This is a genomic window from Microbacterium sp. NPDC060132, from assembly GCF_042729675.1.
Lineage (GTDB): Bacteria > Actinomycetota > Actinomycetes > Actinomycetales > Microbacteriaceae > Microbacterium > Microbacterium sufflavum.
The window spans coordinates 3,102,469-3,121,144 of record NZ_JBHWXU010000001.1; the positions used below are offsets into that span (position 1 = coordinate 3,102,469).

Genomic DNA, 18,676 nt, shown 5'->3' on the forward strand with positions numbered 1-18,676 from the left:
GCGTCGAGCGCGTTCTCGGCGCCCGTCGCAACGGGAGGATCAGACACCAGCATGAGCACCGCGACCAACGTCGAGGCGACAGCAGTCAACACGATCGAATGGCTCGCGGCGGGACGCACGACCATCGTCGTCCCCGTGTACCAGCGGCAGTACCGGTGGGACATCGGCGGCTGCGAACGGCTCCTGTCCGACGTCCGCGCGGTCGCGGCGGAAGACGACGCCCACCGTCACTTCCTCGGCTCCATCCTCTCCGCGCAGGACGGCAGCGGCGAGGACGCCGACCTCATCCTGATCGACGGACAGCAGCGGATCACCACGCTCATGCTCCTCGTCGCCGCGCTGCATCACGCGGTCCGCGACACCGATCCGGACCTCGCCGCCGAGCTCTCCCGCGTGCTCGTCCTGGCGGACGCTCCCGGACGCACCAAGCTCCGACCCCACGACGCATGGGCCGAGCTGTACGAGTCCGTCGTCCTCGACCGCCGCGACGACCTCGACCGCGAGTCGCGGTTCGACGACAACTACGCGTTCTTCCGCAGCCAGATCCACGTCGACGAAGTGCCGCTGATCTGGCGGGGGCTGCAGCGCCTGGAGCACGTGTCGATCACGCTGGGTCCCCGTGCCAACGCGCAGCAGATCTTCGAGAGCCTCAACTCCACCGGCGAGCCGCTGCGCGACCACGAGCTCATCCACAACTACATCCTGATGGGCCTGAGCCACGCCGAACAGCTCGACGTCGAGTCGCGCTTCTGGCTGCCCATCGAACAGCACACCGGCGAGGCGATCGGCGCGTTCTGGCGCCACTACCTCGTCATGGTCACCGGCCGAGAGGTTGCGGCGAACGGCGAGCACGGCGTGTACAGCGCGTTCCGCCAGTCGTTCCCGCGCGTCGACGTCGCGCACCTCCAGGCCGATGCCGCGAACTGGCGGCACTTCGCGGAGCTCTACGGCATCCTGCTCGACCCGTCACGGGAGCCCGACCTCGAGATCGCGCGGCAGCTGCGGGCCGTCAACACGTTCGGACGCTCGTCGTATCCGCTGGTGCTCAACGCCTACAGCGACCACGTCCGCGGACGCATCGACCGAGCCGAGTTCCTGCAGACGCTCGAGTGGCTGCAGGCCATGTACCTCCGCCGCGTGCTGGTGAATCTGCCGACCGAGCGCCTGATCGCGCGGCTCTGCCGGGCGCGCGCGAACGGTCAGGAGGCGCTTGCCCGCGCGATCGCCCGCATCACGCCGTCGGACGAGCGTGTGAGCGCCGTCCTGAAGTACAGCGAGCTGCCCTACCCCGCCTACGTGCTCGGGCGACTCGAAGGCGTCGACGAGGTCGAGGGCTTCGATGTCGAGCACATCGTCCCGGCCGTCCCCGGTGACGCGTGGTCGGGCGACGGCGTGCGTCCGTGGAGCGAGTACAGCGAGGACGAGCAGAACAGCCACCGCGCGCTCGCTCCCACGCTCGGCAACCTCACGCTGCTCGAGCAGGGGCTGACCGAGCGCGTGTTCGGAGCATCGTTCCCGGTCAAGCGCGACGAGGCCTACGCGCGCAGCACCGTGCCGGCCACGCGAGAGCTGACCGCCGCTGCGGCCTGGGGCACCGCCGCCATCACGGCCCGCACGGTCGCGCTGACGACCGAGCTGCTGCGGATCTGGGCCCGCCCTGCCCTGCCGGAGATCGACGACGACGGCCTCACCCCGATCCTCGACGCCGTCCGCCGGCGCGGCTGGCCGGCCGGCTGGGAGCGCGAGTTCGACTACGTCGAGTACCGCGGAGAGCGCTGGGAGGTCTACGACGTCAAGCACCTCTTCAACCGCGTGTTCCGGCGTGCGTGGACCGACACCCGTGAGGCGGCCGTCGCGTACTGCGCCGCGCACGGCGGCCCCATCTACGACGCCCAGGCGTGGAAGGGCCAGTGGGACCGGCTCGACGACGAGCACTCGCTGTACATGGGGTGGGACTCGAACTACATGATGACCGCGGTGCAGGGCGTGCTGGAGGAGTCCGGGCTCGCCTCCGAGGTCTTCGTCAAGTACTCCTACATCGGGAACGTGATGTGACATGACCACCACCGTCCGCCGCCGCCTGCTCGACCTGACCGTCGACGAGCACACCCTGACCGTGCCGCTCGTGTGGGACGACCCCGCCGACCCGCGCAGCATCGACGTGTTCGCCGCGGTGGTCGCGCGCGAGGGCGGAGAGCAGCTGCCGTACCTGGTCTTCCTGCAGGGCGGCCCGGGGCACGAAGCGCCGCGGCCGTTCCACTCCTCCACCGCCCCGGCGTGGCTCGACCAGGCGCTCGCGCACTACCGGGTCGTGCTGCTCGACCAGCGGGGCACCGGTCGTTCCACCCCCGTCGGCGACGACGACCTCGCTCAGGGAGCCGACGCGGTGGCCGAGCACCTGACCCACCTGCGCGCCGATGCGATCGTGCGCGACGCCGAGGCGATGCGCGAGCACCTGGGTGCCACCACCTGGAGCGTGCTGGGTCAGTCGTTCGGCGGGTTCACCACGCTCGCCTACCTGTCGACCGATGCCGGGTCGCTGCGCGACGTGTTCATCACCGGCGGCCTCAGCACCGTCGAGCGGCACCCCGACGAGGTCTACGCGCTGTGCTACGACAAGATGCGCATGGCCTCCGAGCGCTACTACCGCCGATTCCCCGAGCACCGCGACACCATGCGCCGTCTGATCGACCTCGCCGACGAGGGCCGCATCGTCCTGCCGGACGGCGAGGTCGTCTCGCGCTCGCGCCTGCGCTCGGTCGGCTCCGCGCTCGGCACCGACGACGGATGGCAGACGGTGTGGTCGCTCCTGGAGCGCGACCCCTCGTCGAACGCCTTCCGGTACGACCTGATGCACGCCATGCCCTTCGGCGGCCGCAATCCGCTGTACTACGTGTTCCATGAGTCGAGCTATGCGAGCGGCCATGCGACCCGGTGGTCGGCCGAGCGCGTCGAACCCGCCGACTTCCAGGACGATCCCACGCTGTTCACGGGCGAGCACATCCGCCGCGAGTGGACCGACACGGTTCCGGCGCTGCGGCCGTGGCGAGAGGTCACTCTGGCCCTGGCCGAGCACGCCTGGCCGCAGATCTACGACCCCGCGGCGATCACCGCCTCGGGTGCGACGGGAGCCGCCGCCGTGTACGTGCATGACGTGTACGTGCCGCTCGAGTTCTCACTCGAGACCGCGCGACTGCTCCCCGGGGTATCCCTGTGGGTGACCAGCGAACACGAGCACAACGGCTTGCGGACGGGCCAGGTGCTCTCCCGCCTGATCGACCTCGCCGCGGGTCGACGCCTGCGCTGACGCCCCACGGCGACACTGCAGCCGCCTATCCTGGGGGCATGCGAGACGTCATGGCGTGGGCGACGGTCGCGCTGGTCCTGGTCACGGGTCCCGCGCTGCTGATCGCCGGGATGCGACACACGTTCTCGCGCAAGCCGGTCGACGAGAAGTACGAGCACGCGACCGGCGGCGGGCTCGTCGGCGCATTCGACAGCGTGTGGTCCCCCTCTGCTCACGAAGCCGGCCAGGAGCGCGATCGGCAGACACGGCGCACCGCCCCCGCCCCCTCCCCGGGCGACCCGCCCGACCGCATCCGCGGCACCAGGATCATCATCGACCTGTGACGGGCGCCGGGCATGACGAAGGCCCCGCGTTCCGAGGAACGCGGGGCCTTCGTCGGGGGCCCTTACTTGGAGGAGCCGCCGAAGCCCTTGAAGCGCTGGTTGAACTTCTCGACGCGACCGGCCGAGTCCATGATGCGCTGCTTGCCCGTGTAGAAGGGGTGCGAAGCCGAGGAGATCTCGACGTCGATCACCGGGTACTCCACGCCGTCCAGCTCGATGGTCTTGTCGCTGGTGACGGTGGAACGGGTGAGGAAGGTCTCGCCCGAGCCGAGGTCGCGGAACACGACGGCCTGGTAGTCGGGGTGAATGTCAGTCTTCATGGGATTCCTTAGTTGCTGCCCTGGATTGTGCCAGGGACGAGGGAAGTCTGCGGTGCAGAGAGCACCAAGGGTCGATTCTATCAGATGCCGCGTCAGGACGCGGCGCGGGCGGCGTAGCGGCCACCCTCCTGAGACAGCGTGATCGGCATCCCGAACGCGGCCGTCAGCGACTCGCTCGTGAGCGACTCCTCGATCGGTCCCGCCGCGACGACGACGCCGTCACGCAGCAGCAGCACGTGCGTGAAACCGACCGGGATCTCCTCCACGTGGTGCGTCACCATCAGCATCGCGGGCGTCGACGGCGCCGAGGCGTACCCGCCGAGCAGGGCGAGCAGCTCCTCGCGCGAGCCGAGGTCGAGCGAGGCCGTCGGCTCGTCGAGCAGCAGCAGCTCCGGGTCGGTCATGACGGCGCGCGCGATCTGGACACGCTTCTGCTCGCCGTCGCTGAGCGTGCCGAACGTGCGGTCGGCGAGGTGATCCAGACGCCAATCGCGCAACACGCGGAGGGCGCGGCGCTCATCGATGTCCTCATAGCTCTCGTTCCACCGGCCGAGCACCGAGTACGCGGCCGTGAGCACCGTGTTGAGCACGGTCTCGTCACGCGGAACCCGCTTGGCCATCGCGGAGGAGGCGAACCCGATCCGGGGGCGGATCTCGAACACGTCGGTGCGACCGAGCGTCTCGCCCAGCACGGTGACCGTGCCGGCCGTCGGGTGCATGAGCGTGTCGGCCAGCTGCAGCAGCGTGGTCTTGCCCGCGCCGTTCGGCCCGAGGATCACCCATCGCTGATCGTCGGCGACCTGCCAGGTCACGTGATCGATGATGTTGCGCCCCTCTCGGCGCACGACGACGTCAGCGAAATCCAGAGCGATCGGCATGCGGCCAGCCTATCGGCTCAACGGATCAGCTCCGCGTAGAGCGCGCGGGTCGCTTCCGCGATCGCGGTCCAGCTGAACTGGGTCCGCGCCCGCTCCCGTCCGGCTTCACCGTATGCGCGGGCGCGCTCCGGATCCGTCGCGACCTCGGTCAGCACGGCGGCCAGGTCGGCGACGAAGCGCTCCGGGTCGATCGGGGTGCCCGTGCCGTCCTGCACCTGCTCGATCGGCACCAGGCGGCCGGTCACGCCGTCGTCGACCACCTCCGGGATCCCACCCGTGGCCGTGCCGACGACCGCGGCGCCGCACGCCATCGCCTCCAGGTTCACGATGCCCAGCGGCTCGTACACCGAGGGGCACACGAACGTGGTCGCTGCGGCGAGGATGGCCGACAGCTCGTCGCGGGGGAGCATGCGCTCGATCCAGATGACGCCCTCGCGAATCTGCTGCAAAAGCCGCACCCCCTCCTGCACCTCGGCCATGATCTCCGGGGTGTCCGGGGCGCCGGCGCACAGCACCAGCTGCACCTCCGGCGGCAGGAGCCGGGCCGCCTGGAGCAGGTACGGCAGTCCCTTCTGCCGGGTGATCCGCCCGACGAACACCACGGACGGGCGAGCGGGGTCCATGCCGATCGACTCCAGGAACGCGGCGTCCTCGACCGGCCGCCAGCGCTCCACATCGATGCCGTTGTGGATCACCCGGACACGCGCGGGGTCCACCCCGGGATAGCTGCGCAGGATGTCGGCGCGCATCCCCGCGCTCACCGCGACGACGGCGGCCGCGTTCTCGTACGCCAGCTTCTCGATCCCGCTCGACACCGCGTAGCCGCCGCCGAGCTGCTCCGCCTTCCACGGTCGCAGCGGCTCCAGGCTGTGCGCGGTCAGCACGTGCGGGATGCCGTGCAGCTGCGAGGCGAGGTGACCGGCGAAGTTCGCGTACCAGGTGTGGCTGTGCACGAGGTCGGCCCCGCCGATCGCGGCGACGATCTCGAGGTCGGTGCCCAGCGTCTGCAGCGCCGGGTTCGCGCCGGCAAGTCCGGTCGGCGTGCGGTACGCGAACGTGCCCTCCTCCTCGCGCGGCGCACCGAAGGCTCGGACCGTCACATCGATGCTCTCGCGCAGGGCGGCGACCAGCTCAGCCACGTGCACTCCGGCGCCGCCGTAGATCTCCGGCGGGTACTCCTTGCTGATCATCTCGACTCGCATGCCTAGACGCTAGCGACCGGCTTGTCCAGACGCTAGTTTCCCCGGCGCGGCGGCATCTATGGTGGAGCCATGTCCGCTCCAAAGAAGGTCTTCGGGATCATCCTCGCCGGCGGCGAGGGCAAGCGACTCATGCCGCTGACAGGGGATCGTGCGAAGCCTGCCGTGCCGTTCGGCGGCCAGTACCGCCTGATCGATTTCGCCATCTCCAACCTGATCAACTCGGGCCTGCGTCAGATCGTGGTGCTCACCCAGTACAAGTCCCATAGCCTGGACCGGCACATCTCGCAGACCTGGCGGATGTCGGCACTGCTCGACTCGTACGTCGCCTCCGTCCCCGCGCAGCAGCGACTGGGCAAGCGCTGGTTCTCCGGCTCGGCCGACGCGATCCTGCAGAGCATGAACCTGATCAACGACGAGAAGCCGGACATCGTCGTGGTGATCGGCGCCGACCACGTCTACCGCATGGACTTCCGCCAGATGCTCGAGGCGCACATCGAGTCGGGCGCCAAGGCCACCGTGGCCGGCATCCGGCAGCCACTCGCCCTCGCCTCGCAGTTCGGCGTGATCGACGCGGACCCGGAGTCCGGACGGATCCGGCAGTTCCTCGAGAAGCCGACCGACGCGACCGGTCTCGCGGACTCCCCCCACGAGGTCCTGGCCTCGATGGGCAACTACATCTTCGATGCGGACGCCCTCATCGCCGCCGTCGAGGCGGACGGCGAGTCCCCGACGTCGAGCCACGACATGGGTGGCGACATCGTGCCGTACTTCGTCGACCGCGGCGAGGCCGGCTACTACGACATGAAGCAGAACGACGTCCCCGGCTCGTCGCCGCGCGACCGCTCCTACTGGCGGGATGTGGGGACGATCGACTCGTTCTTCGACGCGCACCGTGATCTGATCTCGACGCTGCCCGTGTTCAACCTCTACAACATGGAGTGGCCGATCCACTCGCAGGCGGTGAACTCGCCGCCTGCGAAGTTCGTGCGCGATTCCGTCGGCCGCATCGGCAACGCGATCGACTCGATCGTGTCCCTCGGCTCCGTCCTGTCCGGCACGCACCTCGAGCGGAGCGTGGTGGGACCGTGGACCCTGGCCGGTGGCGGTTCGACCATCACCGACTCCGTCGTGTTCGATCATGTGCACGTCGGGCAGGGCGCACGCGTGCACCGGGCGATCCTCGACAAGAACGTCGTCCTCGCGGACGGCGCGACGGTCGGTGTGGACCGTGAGCGAGACCTCGCGCGCGGCTTCACCGTGACGGAGTCGGGCATCACCGTGGTCGGCAAGGGCGTCTTCATCGAGCGCTGAGCCGTCACGCCGTCCGGGCCCGTGCGCCCGCATCGCTAGGCTCGGAGGGTGACCTCCGCGCGCTTCCTCGTCGTCCTCGATGCCGATTCCACGCTCATCCGCAACGAGGTGATCGAGCTCCTCGCCGACGAGGCCGGTCGCCGCGCGGAGGTGCAGGCCGCCACCGAGGCCGCGATGCGGGGCGAGATCGACTTCGCATCCAGCCTCCGCTCCCGCGTCGCCGCACTGGAGGGGGTGCCGGTGTCGGCGTTCGAGCGCGTCCGCGCCCGCATCGAGCCGACCCCGGGCGTCCGCGAGCTCACCGCCGCCGTGCACGCGCGCGGTGGCGTGGTGGGCGTCGTGTCCGGCGGGTTCCACGAGATCCTCGACCACATCGCTCCCGAGCTCGGCGTCGACCGGTGGCGCGCCAACCGGCTCGAGGTCGCGGACGGCGTGCTGTCCGGTCGCGTCGACGGCGACATCGTCGATGGGCAGGCCAAGGCGTCCTGGCTGCAGACCTGGGCGGATGAGCTCCGGGTCCCGCGGCGAGCCACCATCGCCATCGGTGACGGGGCGAACGATCTGCCCATGATGGCCGTCGCCGGACTCGGACTCGCGTTTAACGCGAAGCCGGCCGTCCGGGAGGCCGCGAGCCTCGTCGTCGCCTCGCAGGATCTCGCCGAGGTCATCCCTCTCCTGCCGTGAGGGCGGTGGTGGATGTCGGCGGCCAGCGCTAGCGTCGCCGCATGGACATCATCCTCATCCCCGGACTCTGGCTCGACGCGCGCAGCTGGGACGACGTGATACCGGCGCTGGAGCAGGCAGGACACCGCACCCATCCGCTCACCCTTCCCGGTCTCGGGGCTTCCGGTCCGGCCGCCTCCGACATCGGCATGGCGGAGTGGGTGGCCGCGGGCGTGGCCGCCGTCGATGAGGTCGAGGGCGACGTGGTCGTCGTCGGTCACAGCGGAGGCGGCAATGTGGCCTGGGGAGTCGCCGACGCGAGGCCCGAGCGCGTGCGGCGCGTGATCTTCGTCGACACGGTGCCGCCGCCGCCCGGTTCGGGCATCAATGAGTTCGAGGTCGTCGACGGTGCCGTCCCGTTCCCCGGGTGGGACTTCTTCCCCGACGAGGATGTGCACGACCTCGACGACGCGACACGGGCCCGCACGGTCGGGCTGACGCAGAGCGTGCCGGGACGCGTGCCCGCGGACGAGATCCAGCTCGAGAACCCCGCGCGCCACTCCGTGCCGGTGACGCTGCTCATGGGCGGGCTCGACGAGGAGGCGTTCGAGGCGACGATCGCACAGTGGGGTGCATACGCGGAGGAGTTCCACGCCATCGCCGACGCCGAGGTCGTGCGCATCGGGTCCGGCCACTGGCCGCAGTTCTCGGTTCCGCAGCGCCTGGGTGAGCTGCTGGTCGCCGCCGTCGCCCGGTGAGTCCGACGTGCGGACGGGTCGGAGCCCGGGCCTCTCAGCGCGTCAGTGGCCCATCCCGAGGCCGCCGTCGACGGGGATGACGGCACCCGAGATGTAGGCGGCATCATCGCTCGCGAGCCAGGTGACCACACCCGCGACCTCATCCGCCGTCGCGAACCTTCCGGCGGGAATGCTGGCCTGGTACTGCTTCTGCGTCTCCTCCGGGAGCTCCGCGGTCATGTCGGTCTCGATGAACCCGGGCGCGACGACGTTGGCGGTGATGCCGCGGGCCCCGAGCTCGCGCGTGATCGACCGGGCGAAGCCGACCAGGGCGCTCTTCGACGCTGCGTAGTTGACCTGACCGGCGGAGCCGTAGAGCCCGACGACGCTGGAGATGAGGATGATGCGTCCGAACCGTGCGCGCAGCATGCCCTTCGACGCACGCTTGACGACGCGGAAGGTGCCGCCGAGGTTGGTGGCGACCACGCTGTCGAAGTCGTCCTCGCTCATGCGCAGCAGGAGGGTGTCCTTCGTGATCCCGGCGTTGGCCACCACGACCTCGACCGGGCCGAGCTGCTGCTCGACCTCGGTGAACGCGGCATCGAGGGACGCGGCATCGGTGACATCGGCGCGCACCGTGAGCGTGCCCTCCGGACCCTCGCCGCTGCGGGCGGTGACGGCCACGCGGTACCCCTCTCGCACGAAGCGCTCGGCGATGGCGCGGCCGATGCCGCGGTTGCCTCCGGTGACGAGGACGACGCGGTCAGCACTCATGGGGGCACTCCTGCTCTGGTCGGGGGTCGGGTTTCCGAGCCGTGAACGATCCTAGCGACTGCAGCGAGCGTGCCCCGGGCGGAATCGGGGCGCCGCCGAGCCCGCACCGGCGTAGGCTGGAAGCATCGTGAAGAACGCACGTCGAGTCCCGGCCGTCACCTCTCTCCCCCAGTCTCCCGGGGACGAGAGCGACCACCGCGTGCGCCGCTACGCGCTCACGATGACGATCCGCGTCGTGTGCTTCGGCCTGATGTTCTTCGTGCAGCCGTTCGGGTGGTACACGTGGGTGTTCGCCCTGGCCGCCGCTGTGCTGCCCTACATCGCCGTGGTGTTCGCCAATGCGGGAAGCGACAGCACGGAGACCTCCGCCGAGTCGCCGTTGCAAGAGCTCGATGCGGCTCCCGGTCCTCCGCCTGTGCAGGAGGCGAACCCCGGCGTCTTCACGATCCGCGAAGGCCGCGCGGAGCAATGACCGATCTGATCTGCTCGCGCGCCGGATGCCGGAGCGCGGCGACCAGCCAGGTCGTGTGGCGCAATCCCCGCATCCACGCCCCCGACCGCGAGAAGATCTGGCTGGCGTGCCCCGAGCACGTGGACTTCCTCCGCGACTATCTGGCCGCCCGTGACTTCCCCGTGACCGTGAGAGACGGTGTGCCCTCGTGAACAACCGCCTGACCCGCTGGGGCGTCTACACCCTGATCGCGATCGGGTTCGCGATCGCCTGCGCCTTCCTGTCGCACTGGCAGTTCGAGCGCAACGAATCGCGGGCCGAGCAGATCGCGCTGGTCGAGCAGAACTACGACGCCCCCGCGGTGCCCCTCACCGAGGTGCTGGGCGACGACGACGTGCTCGATCCCGACGACGAGTGGCGGCCGGTCACGCTGCAGGGCGAGTACCTCGCCGACGAACAGCTGCTCGTGCGCAACCGCCCGCACGGGGGCACGAGCGCCTTCGAGGTGCTGGTGCCGTTCCGCGATGTCGACGGTCGCGTGCTGATCGTCGACCGGGGGTGGGTTCCGCCGGGCGAGGGTGACGTGCCGGACGCCATCCCCGCCCCACCGTCCGGCGAGGTCACGGTCACGGTGCGCCTTCGACCCGGCGAGCCGCTTCCCGCCTCCGGTCGCGGCGCGCCGGAGGGCCAGGTGCCCACGATCCATCTGCCGTCGATCTCCGAGACCATCGACGGTGGCGCCCTCACCGGCGCTTACGGGCGACTGGTGTCGGAGGACCCGGCGGGCTCGGGAACCCTCGGCGGCTTCGAGTCGCCCACCGACGATCCCGGTCCGCACCTGTCGTACGCGATCCAGTGGATCCTGTTCGCGATCATGGGGTTCATCTTCATCGGCTACATCATCCGCACCGAGATCGTGAAGCACCGCGAGGAGCTCGAGGGGAAGCCGGCACCCGTGAAGGCGCCGCGCCGGCGCGACCGCGACGCCGACGTCGAGGACGAGCTGCTCGACGCCCGCTGAGCCCGAGTGCCGCGCGCTCAGGTGCCGGTCGTACCGCTCACGTGCCGTCCCCAGCCGCCCGGTGCCACCTCGTACACGATCCGAGTGTGCCGTCGATCGGTCGCCCCCTGCCAGAACTCCACCCGCGAGGGCTGCAGGCGCCACAGCACCCAGTCCCCGGCGGCGACCCCGTCCCGCGCGGCCGGAGACCGTGCGGCCAGGTCGGCCGCGCTCTCCGCGGGCGTCGCCTCCCGCACCGGCCCGCGGAGCCGCACCGCCCGGGCGAGCGGCTGCCACCAGAAGTTCAGTGCCGCCACGGCGTGCACGGCGAGCTGGACGCCCTTGCCCGACGAACGAGGCCCCGCGAACGCCCATCCGCGGGCGTCCGCATCCTTGAGGAGGAGCGTGCGCGCATCCGGCATGCCGTCGCGATCGACCGTCGCCAGGGTGGCGGCGTGCGGCTCCGGCACCCCCTGATCGGCAGCGAGCCGGATCCACGAGAGGAACAGCGGCAGGGGCTCCGCCGGGAGCGCGGCGACGTCGACCGGTCGCCCGCGACCGGTGAGCGCCGGCCGGCTCCGCAGCCATGCGCGCATGTCGGACGGATGGTTCGGCGCGGGCGTGCTCATGCTCCCGATGATGTCACGCCGTCGCTCGGGCCGCGCCGGGTCAGGCGAGCTCGATGAGCTCCTGGTACTCCTGGTTCCAGATGTCCTCGACGCCGTCCGGGAGGATGAGCACCCGCTCCGGGTTGAGCGACTGCACCGCTCCGGGGTCGTGCGACACGAGCACCACGGCGCCCTCGTAGTGCGCGAGCGCCCCGAGGATCTCCTCGCGCGACGCCGGGTCGAGGTTGTTGGTCGGCTCGTCGAGCAGCAGCAGGTTGGCCGACGAGACCACGAGCGTGGCGAGCGAGAGGCGGGTCTTCTCCCCACCGGACAGCACCCCGGCGGGCTTCAGGACATCGTCGCCGGTGAACAGGAACGAGCCGAGCACCTTGCGCGCCTCCGTCTCGGTGATGTGCGGAGCGGCGGAGACCATGTTCTCCAGCACCGAGCGGGAGACGTCGAGGTTCTCGTGCTCCTGCGCGTAATAGCCCACCTTGAGGCCGTGCCCCGGCTCGAGCTGGCCCGTGTCGGGCTGGTCGACCCCGGCGAGCATCCGCAGCAGCGTCGTCTTCCCTGCGCCGTTGAGTCCGAGGACGACCACCTTCGAGCCGCGGTCGATCGCGAGGTCGACATCGGTGAAGATCTCCAGCGAGCCGTAGGACTTCGACAGCCCGGACGCCATGAGCGGGGTCTTGCCGCAGGGGGCAGGCTTCGGGAACCGCAGCTTCGCGACCCGGTCCTCCTGCCGCACCTCGTCGAGTCCGGCGAGCAGCTTCTCGGCGCGCGCGATCATCTGGTGCGCGGCCGCGGCCTTCGACGCCTTGGCGCCGAAGCGCGCGGCCTGCTGCTGCAGCGTCGTCGCCTTCTTCTCCGCGTTCGCGCGCTCCTTCTTCCGGCGCTCCTCGTCGGCGGCGCGCTGGCGCAGGTAGTTCTTCCAGTTCATGTTGTAGATGTCGATGACCTGGCGGTTCGCGTCGAGATAGAACACGCGGTTCACGGTCTCCCCCACGAGCTCGACGTCGTGGCTGATGACGATCAGGCCGCCCTTGTAGTTCTTCAGGAACTCACGAAGCCACACGACGCTGTCGGCGTCGAGGTGGTTGGTCGGCTCGTCGAGGATCATCGTGTCGGCGTCGGAGAACAGGATGCGCGCCAGCTCGATGCGCCGACGCTGACCGCCCGACAGCGTCGAGAGCGGCTGGTCGAGGATGCGGTCCGGCAGCGAGAGGTTGTGCGCGATCGACGCGGCCTCCGCCTCCGCGGCGTACCCGCCCTGCGCCTCGAACCGCTCCGTGAGCGTGGCGTAGCGCTTCATGGCCTTCGCCGCGACCGCCGGGTCGTCCGAGCCCATCGCGAGCGACGCCTCCGTCATGCCGAGGTTCAGCTGACCGAGGCCGCGCGCGTCGAGGATGCGCGTGCGCGCGAGGTCTTCGGGGTTCCCGGAACGCGGGTCCTGCGGCAGGTAGCCGAGCTCACCCGATCGGGTGACCGAGCCTCCGGAGGGCAGCACATCCCCCGCGAGCACCTTGGTGAGCGTGGTCTTGCCGGCGCCGTTGCGCCCGACCAGTCCGATCTTGTCTCCGTCGCCCACGCGGAACGACACGTTCTCCATCAGCAGGCGCGCGCCAACGCGGATCTCGAGGTCGTGCACGGCAAGCACAGCGGACGTCCGTTCCTTCGGGGTGGGTGAGCGGCCGATCGGCCAGCCTCCCAGTATATGCCGCCCGGAGAGCCTCACCGCCCGGCAAGATCCCTCCCGAGAGTGAGAGCCGGAATACCGCAGAGGGATGCCCGCTGCGCGACCGCCCGCCTACCGTGCAGGAGTGGACATCCTCAACGAGCTCATCATGCAGGCGATCGCCTCCCCCTGGCTGTACCTGGTGCTGTTCGCCGTCACGGTGATCGACGGGTTCTTCCCGCCCGTGCCGAGCGAGACCGTGCTCGTCGCCGCGGCCGCCGTCGCCGCATCCACCGGCGACGGAAACCTGCTTCTCCTGGGGCTCGTCGCGGCGGTCGGTGCCGCCATCGGCGACAACCTCGCCTTCCTGATCGGACGCCGGCTGGGCACCTCACGATTCGCCTGGATGCGGCGGCCGAGGGTGGTCACGGCCTTCGCATACGCCCAGCGCGCGCTCGATCGACGCAGCGCCACGCTCATCCTCGGCGCGCGGTACATCCCCGTCGGTCGCGTCGCGGTGAACATGTCCGCGGGTGCGCTGGGCTTCCCCTGGCGCCGGTTCCTGCCGCTGAGCCTCATCGCGGGCGCGAGCTGGAGCATCTTCAGCCTCGCGATCGGGCTGCTCGCCGGTGCATGGATCAAGGACCAGCCCCTGCTCAGCGCCCTGCTCGGCATCGGCGTGGCCCTGGTGATCGGTGTCGTGGTCGACCGGATCGCCGCCGCCCGTCGTCGCCGTGCGCCCGTGGCCCACCTGGCAGGATGAGAGTCATGGCACGCCGCCGAGCCCGACCCCCGCGCGCGCCGCGGATGAACCGCCGCACCACCGCCCTCGCGGCGCTGTATGCGGCGGTCGTCGTGCTCTACGCGCTGCTCGTGCCCCTGCAGACCGTGCTCTCCGGCACCCCCCTGCCGCTGACGTTCCTCGTCGGCGCGGCGCTGTGCGGAGCGCCGCTCGTCGCCCTCGCCCGACCGCGCACGGCCATCGCGCTGTTCACCGCCGCGACCTTCACCCTGCCGCTCCTCGTGGTGCCCGCGCAGGCCATCCAGTCGCCGTGGCCCTGGTCGGTGCCCGCGCTGCTCACCTTCCTCCTGTTCGTGGGCGTCGTGACTTTCGTGCACGGCGCGCGCCTCGGAGCCGTCGCCCTCGTGCTCGGGGCCCTCACGTCGCTCACGGCTCCGCTGCTGCGCGTCGACATGGTCGCCAGCGACGCGTCAGCGGGGAGTGCGACCGCCGATCTCATCGTGACGTCGTCGCTCGCCGCGGCCATGTACCTCATCGCGGTGCTCGTCGCCGGACGGGTCCGCGTGGCCCAGGAGCTCACGCGTGAGCGGGAGCACAGCGCGCTGGAGGAGTCGCGCCGCGCGCTCGTCGAGGAGCGCACGCGGATCGCACGCGAGCTCCACGACGTGGTGGCGCACAGCATGTCGGTCATCCAGGTGCAGGCGTCGACCGCGCGGTACCGGCTGCCCGGGCTCGACGACGCCGCGACGGCCGAGTTCGAGGACATCGCCGCGACCGCCCGCACCTCGCTCACGGAGATGCGACGCATGCTGGGGGTGCTGCGCACGGAGGACCAGCACGCCGAGCTCGCCCCGCAGCAGGGTCTCGACGACATCCCCGCGCTCGTGGACAGCATCCGCCGCGCCGGCGTCGAGGTGGGGCTCGTGATGGAGGGCGCGGACGCCGCGTCCGCCGCGGAGCCCACCGTGCAGATCGCCGCGTTCCGCATCGTGCAGGAGGCGCTGAGCAACGCCGTCCGTCACGCGCCGGGGGCCCGTGTCACGGTGCGCGTGCACGGGGACTCGGCGGCGCTGCGGCTCGTCGTGCAGAACGCCGCGCCGCCGCGACCGCCGGAAGCCCACCCCGGCGGCTACGGGCTGCGGGGAATGCGCGAGCGCGCGGAGATCCTCGGCGGCAGCCTCTCCGCCGGCCCCACGGACGACGGCGGCTGGCGCGTCGAGGCGACCCTTCCCCTGGCCAACGGCTCGACCCCGACCACCGCCGACCACGGCATGACGGCAGCCCCACCGGCCGCAGCAGACGAGGAGACCCCGTGACGATCAGCGTGCTCATCGCCGACGACCAGGCGATGGTCCGTGCGGGTTTCGCCGCCCTTCTCGACGCCCACGACGGGATCCGCGTGGCCGGACAGGCCGCGAACGGCGCCGAGGCCGTGGCGCTGTCTGCACGGCTCGATCCGGACGTGATCCTGATGGACGTGCGGATGCCGGAGCTCGACGGCATCGAGGCCACGCGCCGCATCCTCGGCACGTCGTATCCCGCCGCTCACGTGCCGCGCATCCTGATGCTCACGACGTTCGACATCGACGACTACGTCTACGACGCGCTGGAGGCGGGCGCGAGCGGCTTCCTGCTCAAGGACGCCCTGCCCGAGGAGCTCGTGCACGCGGTGCGGGTGGTCGCGGGCGGCGACGCCCTGCTGGCTCCGAGCGTCACCCGCCGCATGATCGAGCAGTTCGCCGGACGACGCCCGCGCGCCCCCCGCTCCGCGACCGTGCTGGCGGAGCTGACCGATCGCGAGCGCGAGGTGCTGGTGCTGATCGGTCGCGGCCGGTCGAACTCCGAGATCGCCACGGACCTCTTCATCGCGGAGCAGACCGTGAAGACGCACGTGGGCAAGGTGCTGTCCAAGCTCGGCCTGCGCGACCGCGTGCACGCGGTGATCCTCGCCTACGACACGGGCCTGGTCGAGCCGTCGTCCTGACTCCCCCCACGGTAGGGGTCTGATCGACACCGCAGGGTGATGCCGCCGCGGACACCCCGTCCCTAGCCTCCGAGGACACCGTTCCGAGGAGGACCCATGGCCATCGTCCAGGCGCTGCCCGCCGCCGCTCCCCCGCCCGCGCCGTCCGCACGACGCGACACCGGCATCGACTTCATCCGCGCGCTCTGCGTGCTCGGCGTGGTGGTGCTGCACGCCATCATGGTGGGCGTCACGGTGGCCGACGGCGCCCCGGTGTTCGAGAACGCGAGCGACGGCACGGGATGGATCGCACCGCTCAGCTGGGTGCTGCAGGTCATGCCGCTGTTCTTCGTGATCGGAGGGTTCTCCGGGCTGCTCGCCTCCCGTCGGCTGCGGGCGAGGGGCGCGAGCACCCTCGACTTCCTGACCGCACGGGTACACCGGCTGCTGCGTCCCGCAGTCATCACGGTCGCCGCGGTCGGCGTGGCACTGGCCGTCCTGACGCTCCTCGGCGTCCCGGCCGAGCTGATCGCGGTCGCGGGCTTCCGCTACGGGCAGCCCCTGTGGTTCCTCGGGGTCTTCCTGCTGTGCCAGCTGCTGCTGCCCGCCCTGGCGGCCCTCCACGAGCGTGCTCCGCTGCGCACGATCGGAGCGCTCGCGGCCGCCTCAGTCGCGGTGGATGCGCTACGCGGCGTGACCGGCGTGGCAGGACTGGGGTTCCTCAACCTCGCCTTCGTCTGGCTCACGCTGCAGCAGCTCGGATTCTTCCTCGCCGACGGGCGCATCGACGCCCTCGCCCGCCGCACCCGGGTCGCCGTCACCGCGGGCGCCGGAGTGCTCCTCACCGTGCTCTTCGTCGCCGGCGTGTACTCCCCCGACCTCATCGCCAACATCAACCCGCCCACCGCCGCGCTCCTGCTGGTCGGCGTGGTCCACACGGGCCTGCTGTCCCTGCACCGCGAGCGGATCGCCCGGGCGAGCAGCACCGCCGCGGCGGCCGCGTTCACGCGATTCGTCACCCGCCGCACGATGACGATCTACCTGTGGCACATGCCCGTGCTGCTGGCGATGGCCGGCGTGACCGCAGTCGTCGCCCTCGGCACCGGTGCCGCTCTCCCGGCGCTCGACGGCCCGGAGTGGTGGCTGACACGCCCGCTGTGGCTGCTGTCGGCGCTGGCCCTGACCGCAGGGGTGGCCGTCGCCGTCGACCGCTTCGAACGACAGCCGGCGCCGACGGGCACCCGATCGTCCGGGCGGCTGGTCTCGGCCGGGCTGCTCGGGCTCGGCGGCGTGGTGCTGCTGCTGGTCGTGGGCACGTCCGTCACGACCGCGGTCGTGGCCGTGGCCCTGCTGATGGCCGCGCTGCGCCTCGCCAGGGCGGCCGAACCGGTGCCAGCGCTCGCGGTCGGGTGAGGCTCAGGCCACGCCGCGCGCGGCGAGGGCGTCGCCCACCCGGTCGGCGTGCCGGAGGGTGAGCACGAGGAGCGGCACCGCCGCGCGCGGCCCTAGGCGCACCCCTCGAGCGCGCTCGGCCTCACGGAGCCGGTGGACGAACGCCGCGACCACCGGCACCATCGTGAGCGTGAGCGACAGCGTCAGCGCGACGACCTCCGGATCGACACCCCAGCGACGCAGCGGCCGCAGCACCGTCTGCAGCACATCGAGCAGGTCGGACATCCGGGTGGTCATCGTCACCAGTGCGGCGACGAGCAGCAGCGCCGCGACCCGACTGGCGCCGACCCACGCGGCGATCGGCGAGACGAACACCGCCAGCATCACCCCCAGCACGAGGAGGATCCATCGCAACCGCCACAGTTCGACGAGCAGCGTGCGCGGACTCTGCCCTCCGAGCGGATAGAGCACGACCGTGGCGGCGAGGGCCACGCTCACGACGACGGGCTGCGGCGGAAGCAGGGTCAGACCGAGCGCGCAGAGCACGAGCCCCGCGAGCTTCACCCCCGCCGGCAGGCGATGCAGCACGCTCGTGCCGGGGCGGTAGAGCGAGATCACGCGGACACCCGGCAGTACTCGTCGATCACCGCATCCGGGTGACCCACGGCCACGGCTCGCCCGCCCTCGAACAGCACGGCCAGGTCGCAGCGCGCGGCCAGGTCGAGGTCGTGCGTGGCCACCACGACCTGCGCCTCCTGCGCCATCAGCAGCTCCGCGATGCGCCGGGCGTTGCGCCGGTCGAGAAGCGTGGTCGGCTCGTCGGCCACGAGCAGCCGCGGCTCGGTCACGAGCACGGCCGCCAGCGCGAGCAGCTGCTTCTGCCCGCCGGACAGCGACGACGCCGGCACGTCCGCGTGCGCCTCGAGCCCATGCACCGCGAGGGTCTCGCGCACGCGTCGGTCGACCTCCGCGCGCGGGAGGCCCCGCAGCGACAGGGCGAGATCTTCCGCGGGCGTCGGCATGAGGATCTGCGCGTCGGGATCCGTGAACACGAAGCCGACGCGGCGTCGGAGCTCCCGCGTGTCGCGCACCACGTCGAGCCCGTGCACGACCGCAGTGCCCGCCGTCGGCACGACCAGGCCGTCCAGCACACGCGCGAACGTCGACTTTCCCGAGCCGTTCGCTCCGATCACGGCGATGCGTCGTGCCGTGAGGTCGAGGCTCACGTCATCGAGGATCGCCCGGCCGTCGACCTCCACCCGCACGTGCTCCAGCACGATCGATGCGGCGGCTTCCTCGGCCCGACGCTGCTCGCGCACTCCCACCT

21 protein-coding genes are annotated in these 18,676 nt (G+C 71.1%); 13 read left to right on the top strand and 8 right to left on the bottom strand.

Translation table 11 applies throughout. From position 1 onward, the window contains the following. The first annotated feature begins 51 nt into the window (after window positions 1-51). From ACFWCH_RS14990 to ACFWCH_RS15000, 3 genes are read left to right on the top strand one after another with little or no spacing between them, the layout of a single operon-like run. Window positions 52-2,055: a DUF262 domain-containing protein gene (locus ACFWCH_RS14990; protein WP_378803744.1), complete on the top strand. Its 2,004-nt coding sequence runs from the start codon at window positions 52-54 to the stop codon at window positions 2,053-2,055. A gap of 1 nt (window position 2,056) precedes the next feature. Continuing rightward, window positions 2,057-3,307 carry an alpha/beta fold hydrolase gene (locus tag ACFWCH_RS14995; RefSeq protein ID WP_247638998.1) on the top strand — a complete coding sequence of 417 codons (1,251 nt, stop codon included), beginning with the start codon at window positions 2,057-2,059 and terminating at the stop codon, window positions 3,305-3,307. A gap of 38 nt (window positions 3,308-3,345) precedes the next feature. Further along, window positions 3,346-3,630: a hypothetical protein gene (locus ACFWCH_RS15000; protein WP_247638997.1), complete on the top strand. Its 285-nt coding sequence runs from the start codon at window positions 3,346-3,348 to the stop codon at window positions 3,628-3,630. Between the two features lie 62 nt (window positions 3,631-3,692). On the opposite strand, the gene ACFWCH_RS15005 is transcribed toward ACFWCH_RS15000, so the two are convergent. From ACFWCH_RS15005 to glgA, 3 genes are all read right to left on the bottom strand, one after another. Continuing rightward, a complete protein-coding gene (locus ACFWCH_RS15005) occupies window positions 3,693-3,950 on the bottom strand; it encodes a type B 50S ribosomal protein L31 (protein ID WP_047520045.1) in 258 nt (85 codons plus the stop codon). A gap of 92 nt (window positions 3,951-4,042) precedes the next feature. Further along, window positions 4,043-4,828: an ABC transporter ATP-binding protein gene (locus ACFWCH_RS15010; RefSeq protein WP_136036170.1), complete on the bottom strand. Its 786-nt coding sequence runs from the start codon at window positions 4,826-4,828 to the stop codon at window positions 4,043-4,045. Between the two features lie 17 nt (window positions 4,829-4,845). Beyond that, window positions 4,846-6,030, bottom strand: coding sequence for a glycogen synthase (glgA, locus tag ACFWCH_RS15015; protein ID WP_378803745.1), 1,185 nt, complete (start codon window positions 6,028-6,030; stop codon window positions 4,846-4,848). 69 nt (window positions 6,031-6,099) lie between these two features. Here glgA and ACFWCH_RS15020 point away from each other — a divergent pair, with 69 nt between their 5' ends. The 3 genes from ACFWCH_RS15020 to ACFWCH_RS15030 are packed head-to-tail and all read left to right on the top strand — an operon-like array spanning window position 6,100 to window position 8,762. Continuing rightward, entirely contained in the window at window positions 6,100-7,341 is a 1,242-nt protein-coding gene (locus tag ACFWCH_RS15020) for a glucose-1-phosphate adenylyltransferase (protein ID WP_136030197.1), read from the top strand. A gap of 48 nt (window positions 7,342-7,389) precedes the next feature. Then, entirely contained in the window at window positions 7,390-8,025 is a 636-nt protein-coding gene (gene serB / locus ACFWCH_RS15025; RefSeq protein ID WP_378803746.1) for a phosphoserine phosphatase SerB, read from the top strand. A 41-nt stretch (window positions 8,026-8,066) separates the two neighbouring features. Next, a complete protein-coding gene (locus ACFWCH_RS15030; RefSeq protein WP_206251167.1) occupies window positions 8,067-8,762 on the top strand; it encodes an alpha/beta fold hydrolase in 696 nt (231 codons plus the stop codon). Window positions 8,763-8,804: 42 nt separating this feature from the next. Here ACFWCH_RS15030 and ACFWCH_RS15035 read toward each other — a convergent pair whose 3' ends face one another. After that, complete coding sequence (locus ACFWCH_RS15035) at window positions 8,805-9,515, bottom strand: beta-ketoacyl-ACP reductase (protein ID WP_136030190.1); 711 nt, start codon at window positions 9,513-9,515, stop codon at window positions 8,805-8,807. Between the two features lie 127 nt (window positions 9,516-9,642). On the opposite strand from ACFWCH_RS15035, the gene ACFWCH_RS15040 reads away from it, so the two are divergent. From ACFWCH_RS15040 to ACFWCH_RS15050, 3 genes are read left to right on the top strand one after another with little or no spacing between them, the layout of a single operon-like run. Beyond that, a complete protein-coding gene (locus ACFWCH_RS15040; RefSeq protein WP_206251166.1) occupies window positions 9,643-9,987 on the top strand; it encodes a DUF3099 domain-containing protein in 345 nt (114 codons plus the stop codon). After that, complete coding sequence (locus ACFWCH_RS15045) at window positions 9,984-10,178, top strand: hypothetical protein (RefSeq protein ID WP_136030186.1); 195 nt, start codon at window positions 9,984-9,986, stop codon at window positions 10,176-10,178. Before ACFWCH_RS15040 ends, ACFWCH_RS15045 begins: the two co-directional genes overlap by 4 nt. Continuing rightward, entirely contained in the window at window positions 10,175-10,987 is an 813-nt protein-coding gene (locus ACFWCH_RS15050; protein WP_136036174.1) for an SURF1 family protein, read from the top strand. Before ACFWCH_RS15045 ends, ACFWCH_RS15050 begins: the two co-directional genes overlap by 4 nt. Before the next feature lie 17 nt (window positions 10,988-11,004). Here ACFWCH_RS15050 and ACFWCH_RS15055 read toward each other — a convergent pair whose 3' ends face one another. After that, window positions 11,005-11,595, bottom strand: coding sequence for a pyridoxamine 5'-phosphate oxidase family protein (locus tag ACFWCH_RS15055; RefSeq protein ID WP_206251164.1), 591 nt, complete (start codon window positions 11,593-11,595; stop codon window positions 11,005-11,007). 40 nt (window positions 11,596-11,635) lie between these two features. Beyond that, window positions 11,636-13,234 carry an ABC-F family ATP-binding cassette domain-containing protein gene (locus ACFWCH_RS15060; protein ID WP_136030182.1) on the bottom strand — a complete coding sequence of 533 codons (1,599 nt, stop codon included), beginning with the start codon at window positions 13,232-13,234 and terminating at the stop codon, window positions 11,636-11,638. A gap of 163 nt (window positions 13,235-13,397) precedes the next feature. On the opposite strand from ACFWCH_RS15060, the gene ACFWCH_RS15065 reads away from it, so the two are divergent. From ACFWCH_RS15065 to ACFWCH_RS15080, 4 genes are all read left to right on the top strand, one after another. Then, on the top strand, window positions 13,398-14,015 hold the full coding sequence (locus ACFWCH_RS15065; protein ID WP_247638995.1) for a VTT domain-containing protein: 618 nt from the start codon (window positions 13,398-13,400) through the stop codon (window positions 14,013-14,015). Window positions 14,016-14,020: 5 nt separating this feature from the next. Beyond that, a complete protein-coding gene (locus ACFWCH_RS15070; protein WP_247638994.1) occupies window positions 14,021-15,310 on the top strand; it encodes a sensor histidine kinase in 1,290 nt (429 codons plus the stop codon). After that, complete coding sequence (locus tag ACFWCH_RS15075) at window positions 15,307-15,978, top strand: response regulator transcription factor (protein ID WP_136030177.1); 672 nt, start codon at window positions 15,307-15,309, stop codon at window positions 15,976-15,978. Before ACFWCH_RS15070 ends, ACFWCH_RS15075 begins: the two co-directional genes overlap by 4 nt. A gap of 96 nt (window positions 15,979-16,074) precedes the next feature. Beyond that, complete coding sequence (locus tag ACFWCH_RS15080) at window positions 16,075-17,370, top strand: acyltransferase (protein WP_136030175.1); 1,296 nt, start codon at window positions 16,075-16,077, stop codon at window positions 17,368-17,370. Between the two features lie 3 nt (window positions 17,371-17,373). Here the strand turns inward: ACFWCH_RS15080 and ACFWCH_RS15085 are convergent, their stop codons facing one another. Continuing rightward, on the bottom strand, window positions 17,374-17,967 hold the full coding sequence (locus ACFWCH_RS15085; protein ID WP_247638992.1) for an energy-coupling factor transporter transmembrane protein EcfT: 594 nt from the start codon (window positions 17,965-17,967) through the stop codon (window positions 17,374-17,376). Then, on the bottom strand, window positions 17,964-18,668 hold the full coding sequence (locus ACFWCH_RS15090) for an energy-coupling factor ABC transporter ATP-binding protein (protein WP_205828235.1): 705 nt from the start codon (window positions 18,666-18,668) through the stop codon (window positions 17,964-17,966). The genes ACFWCH_RS15085 and ACFWCH_RS15090 overlap by 4 nt, the downstream gene beginning before the upstream one ends. Window positions 18,669-18,676: the final 8 nt, after the last annotated feature.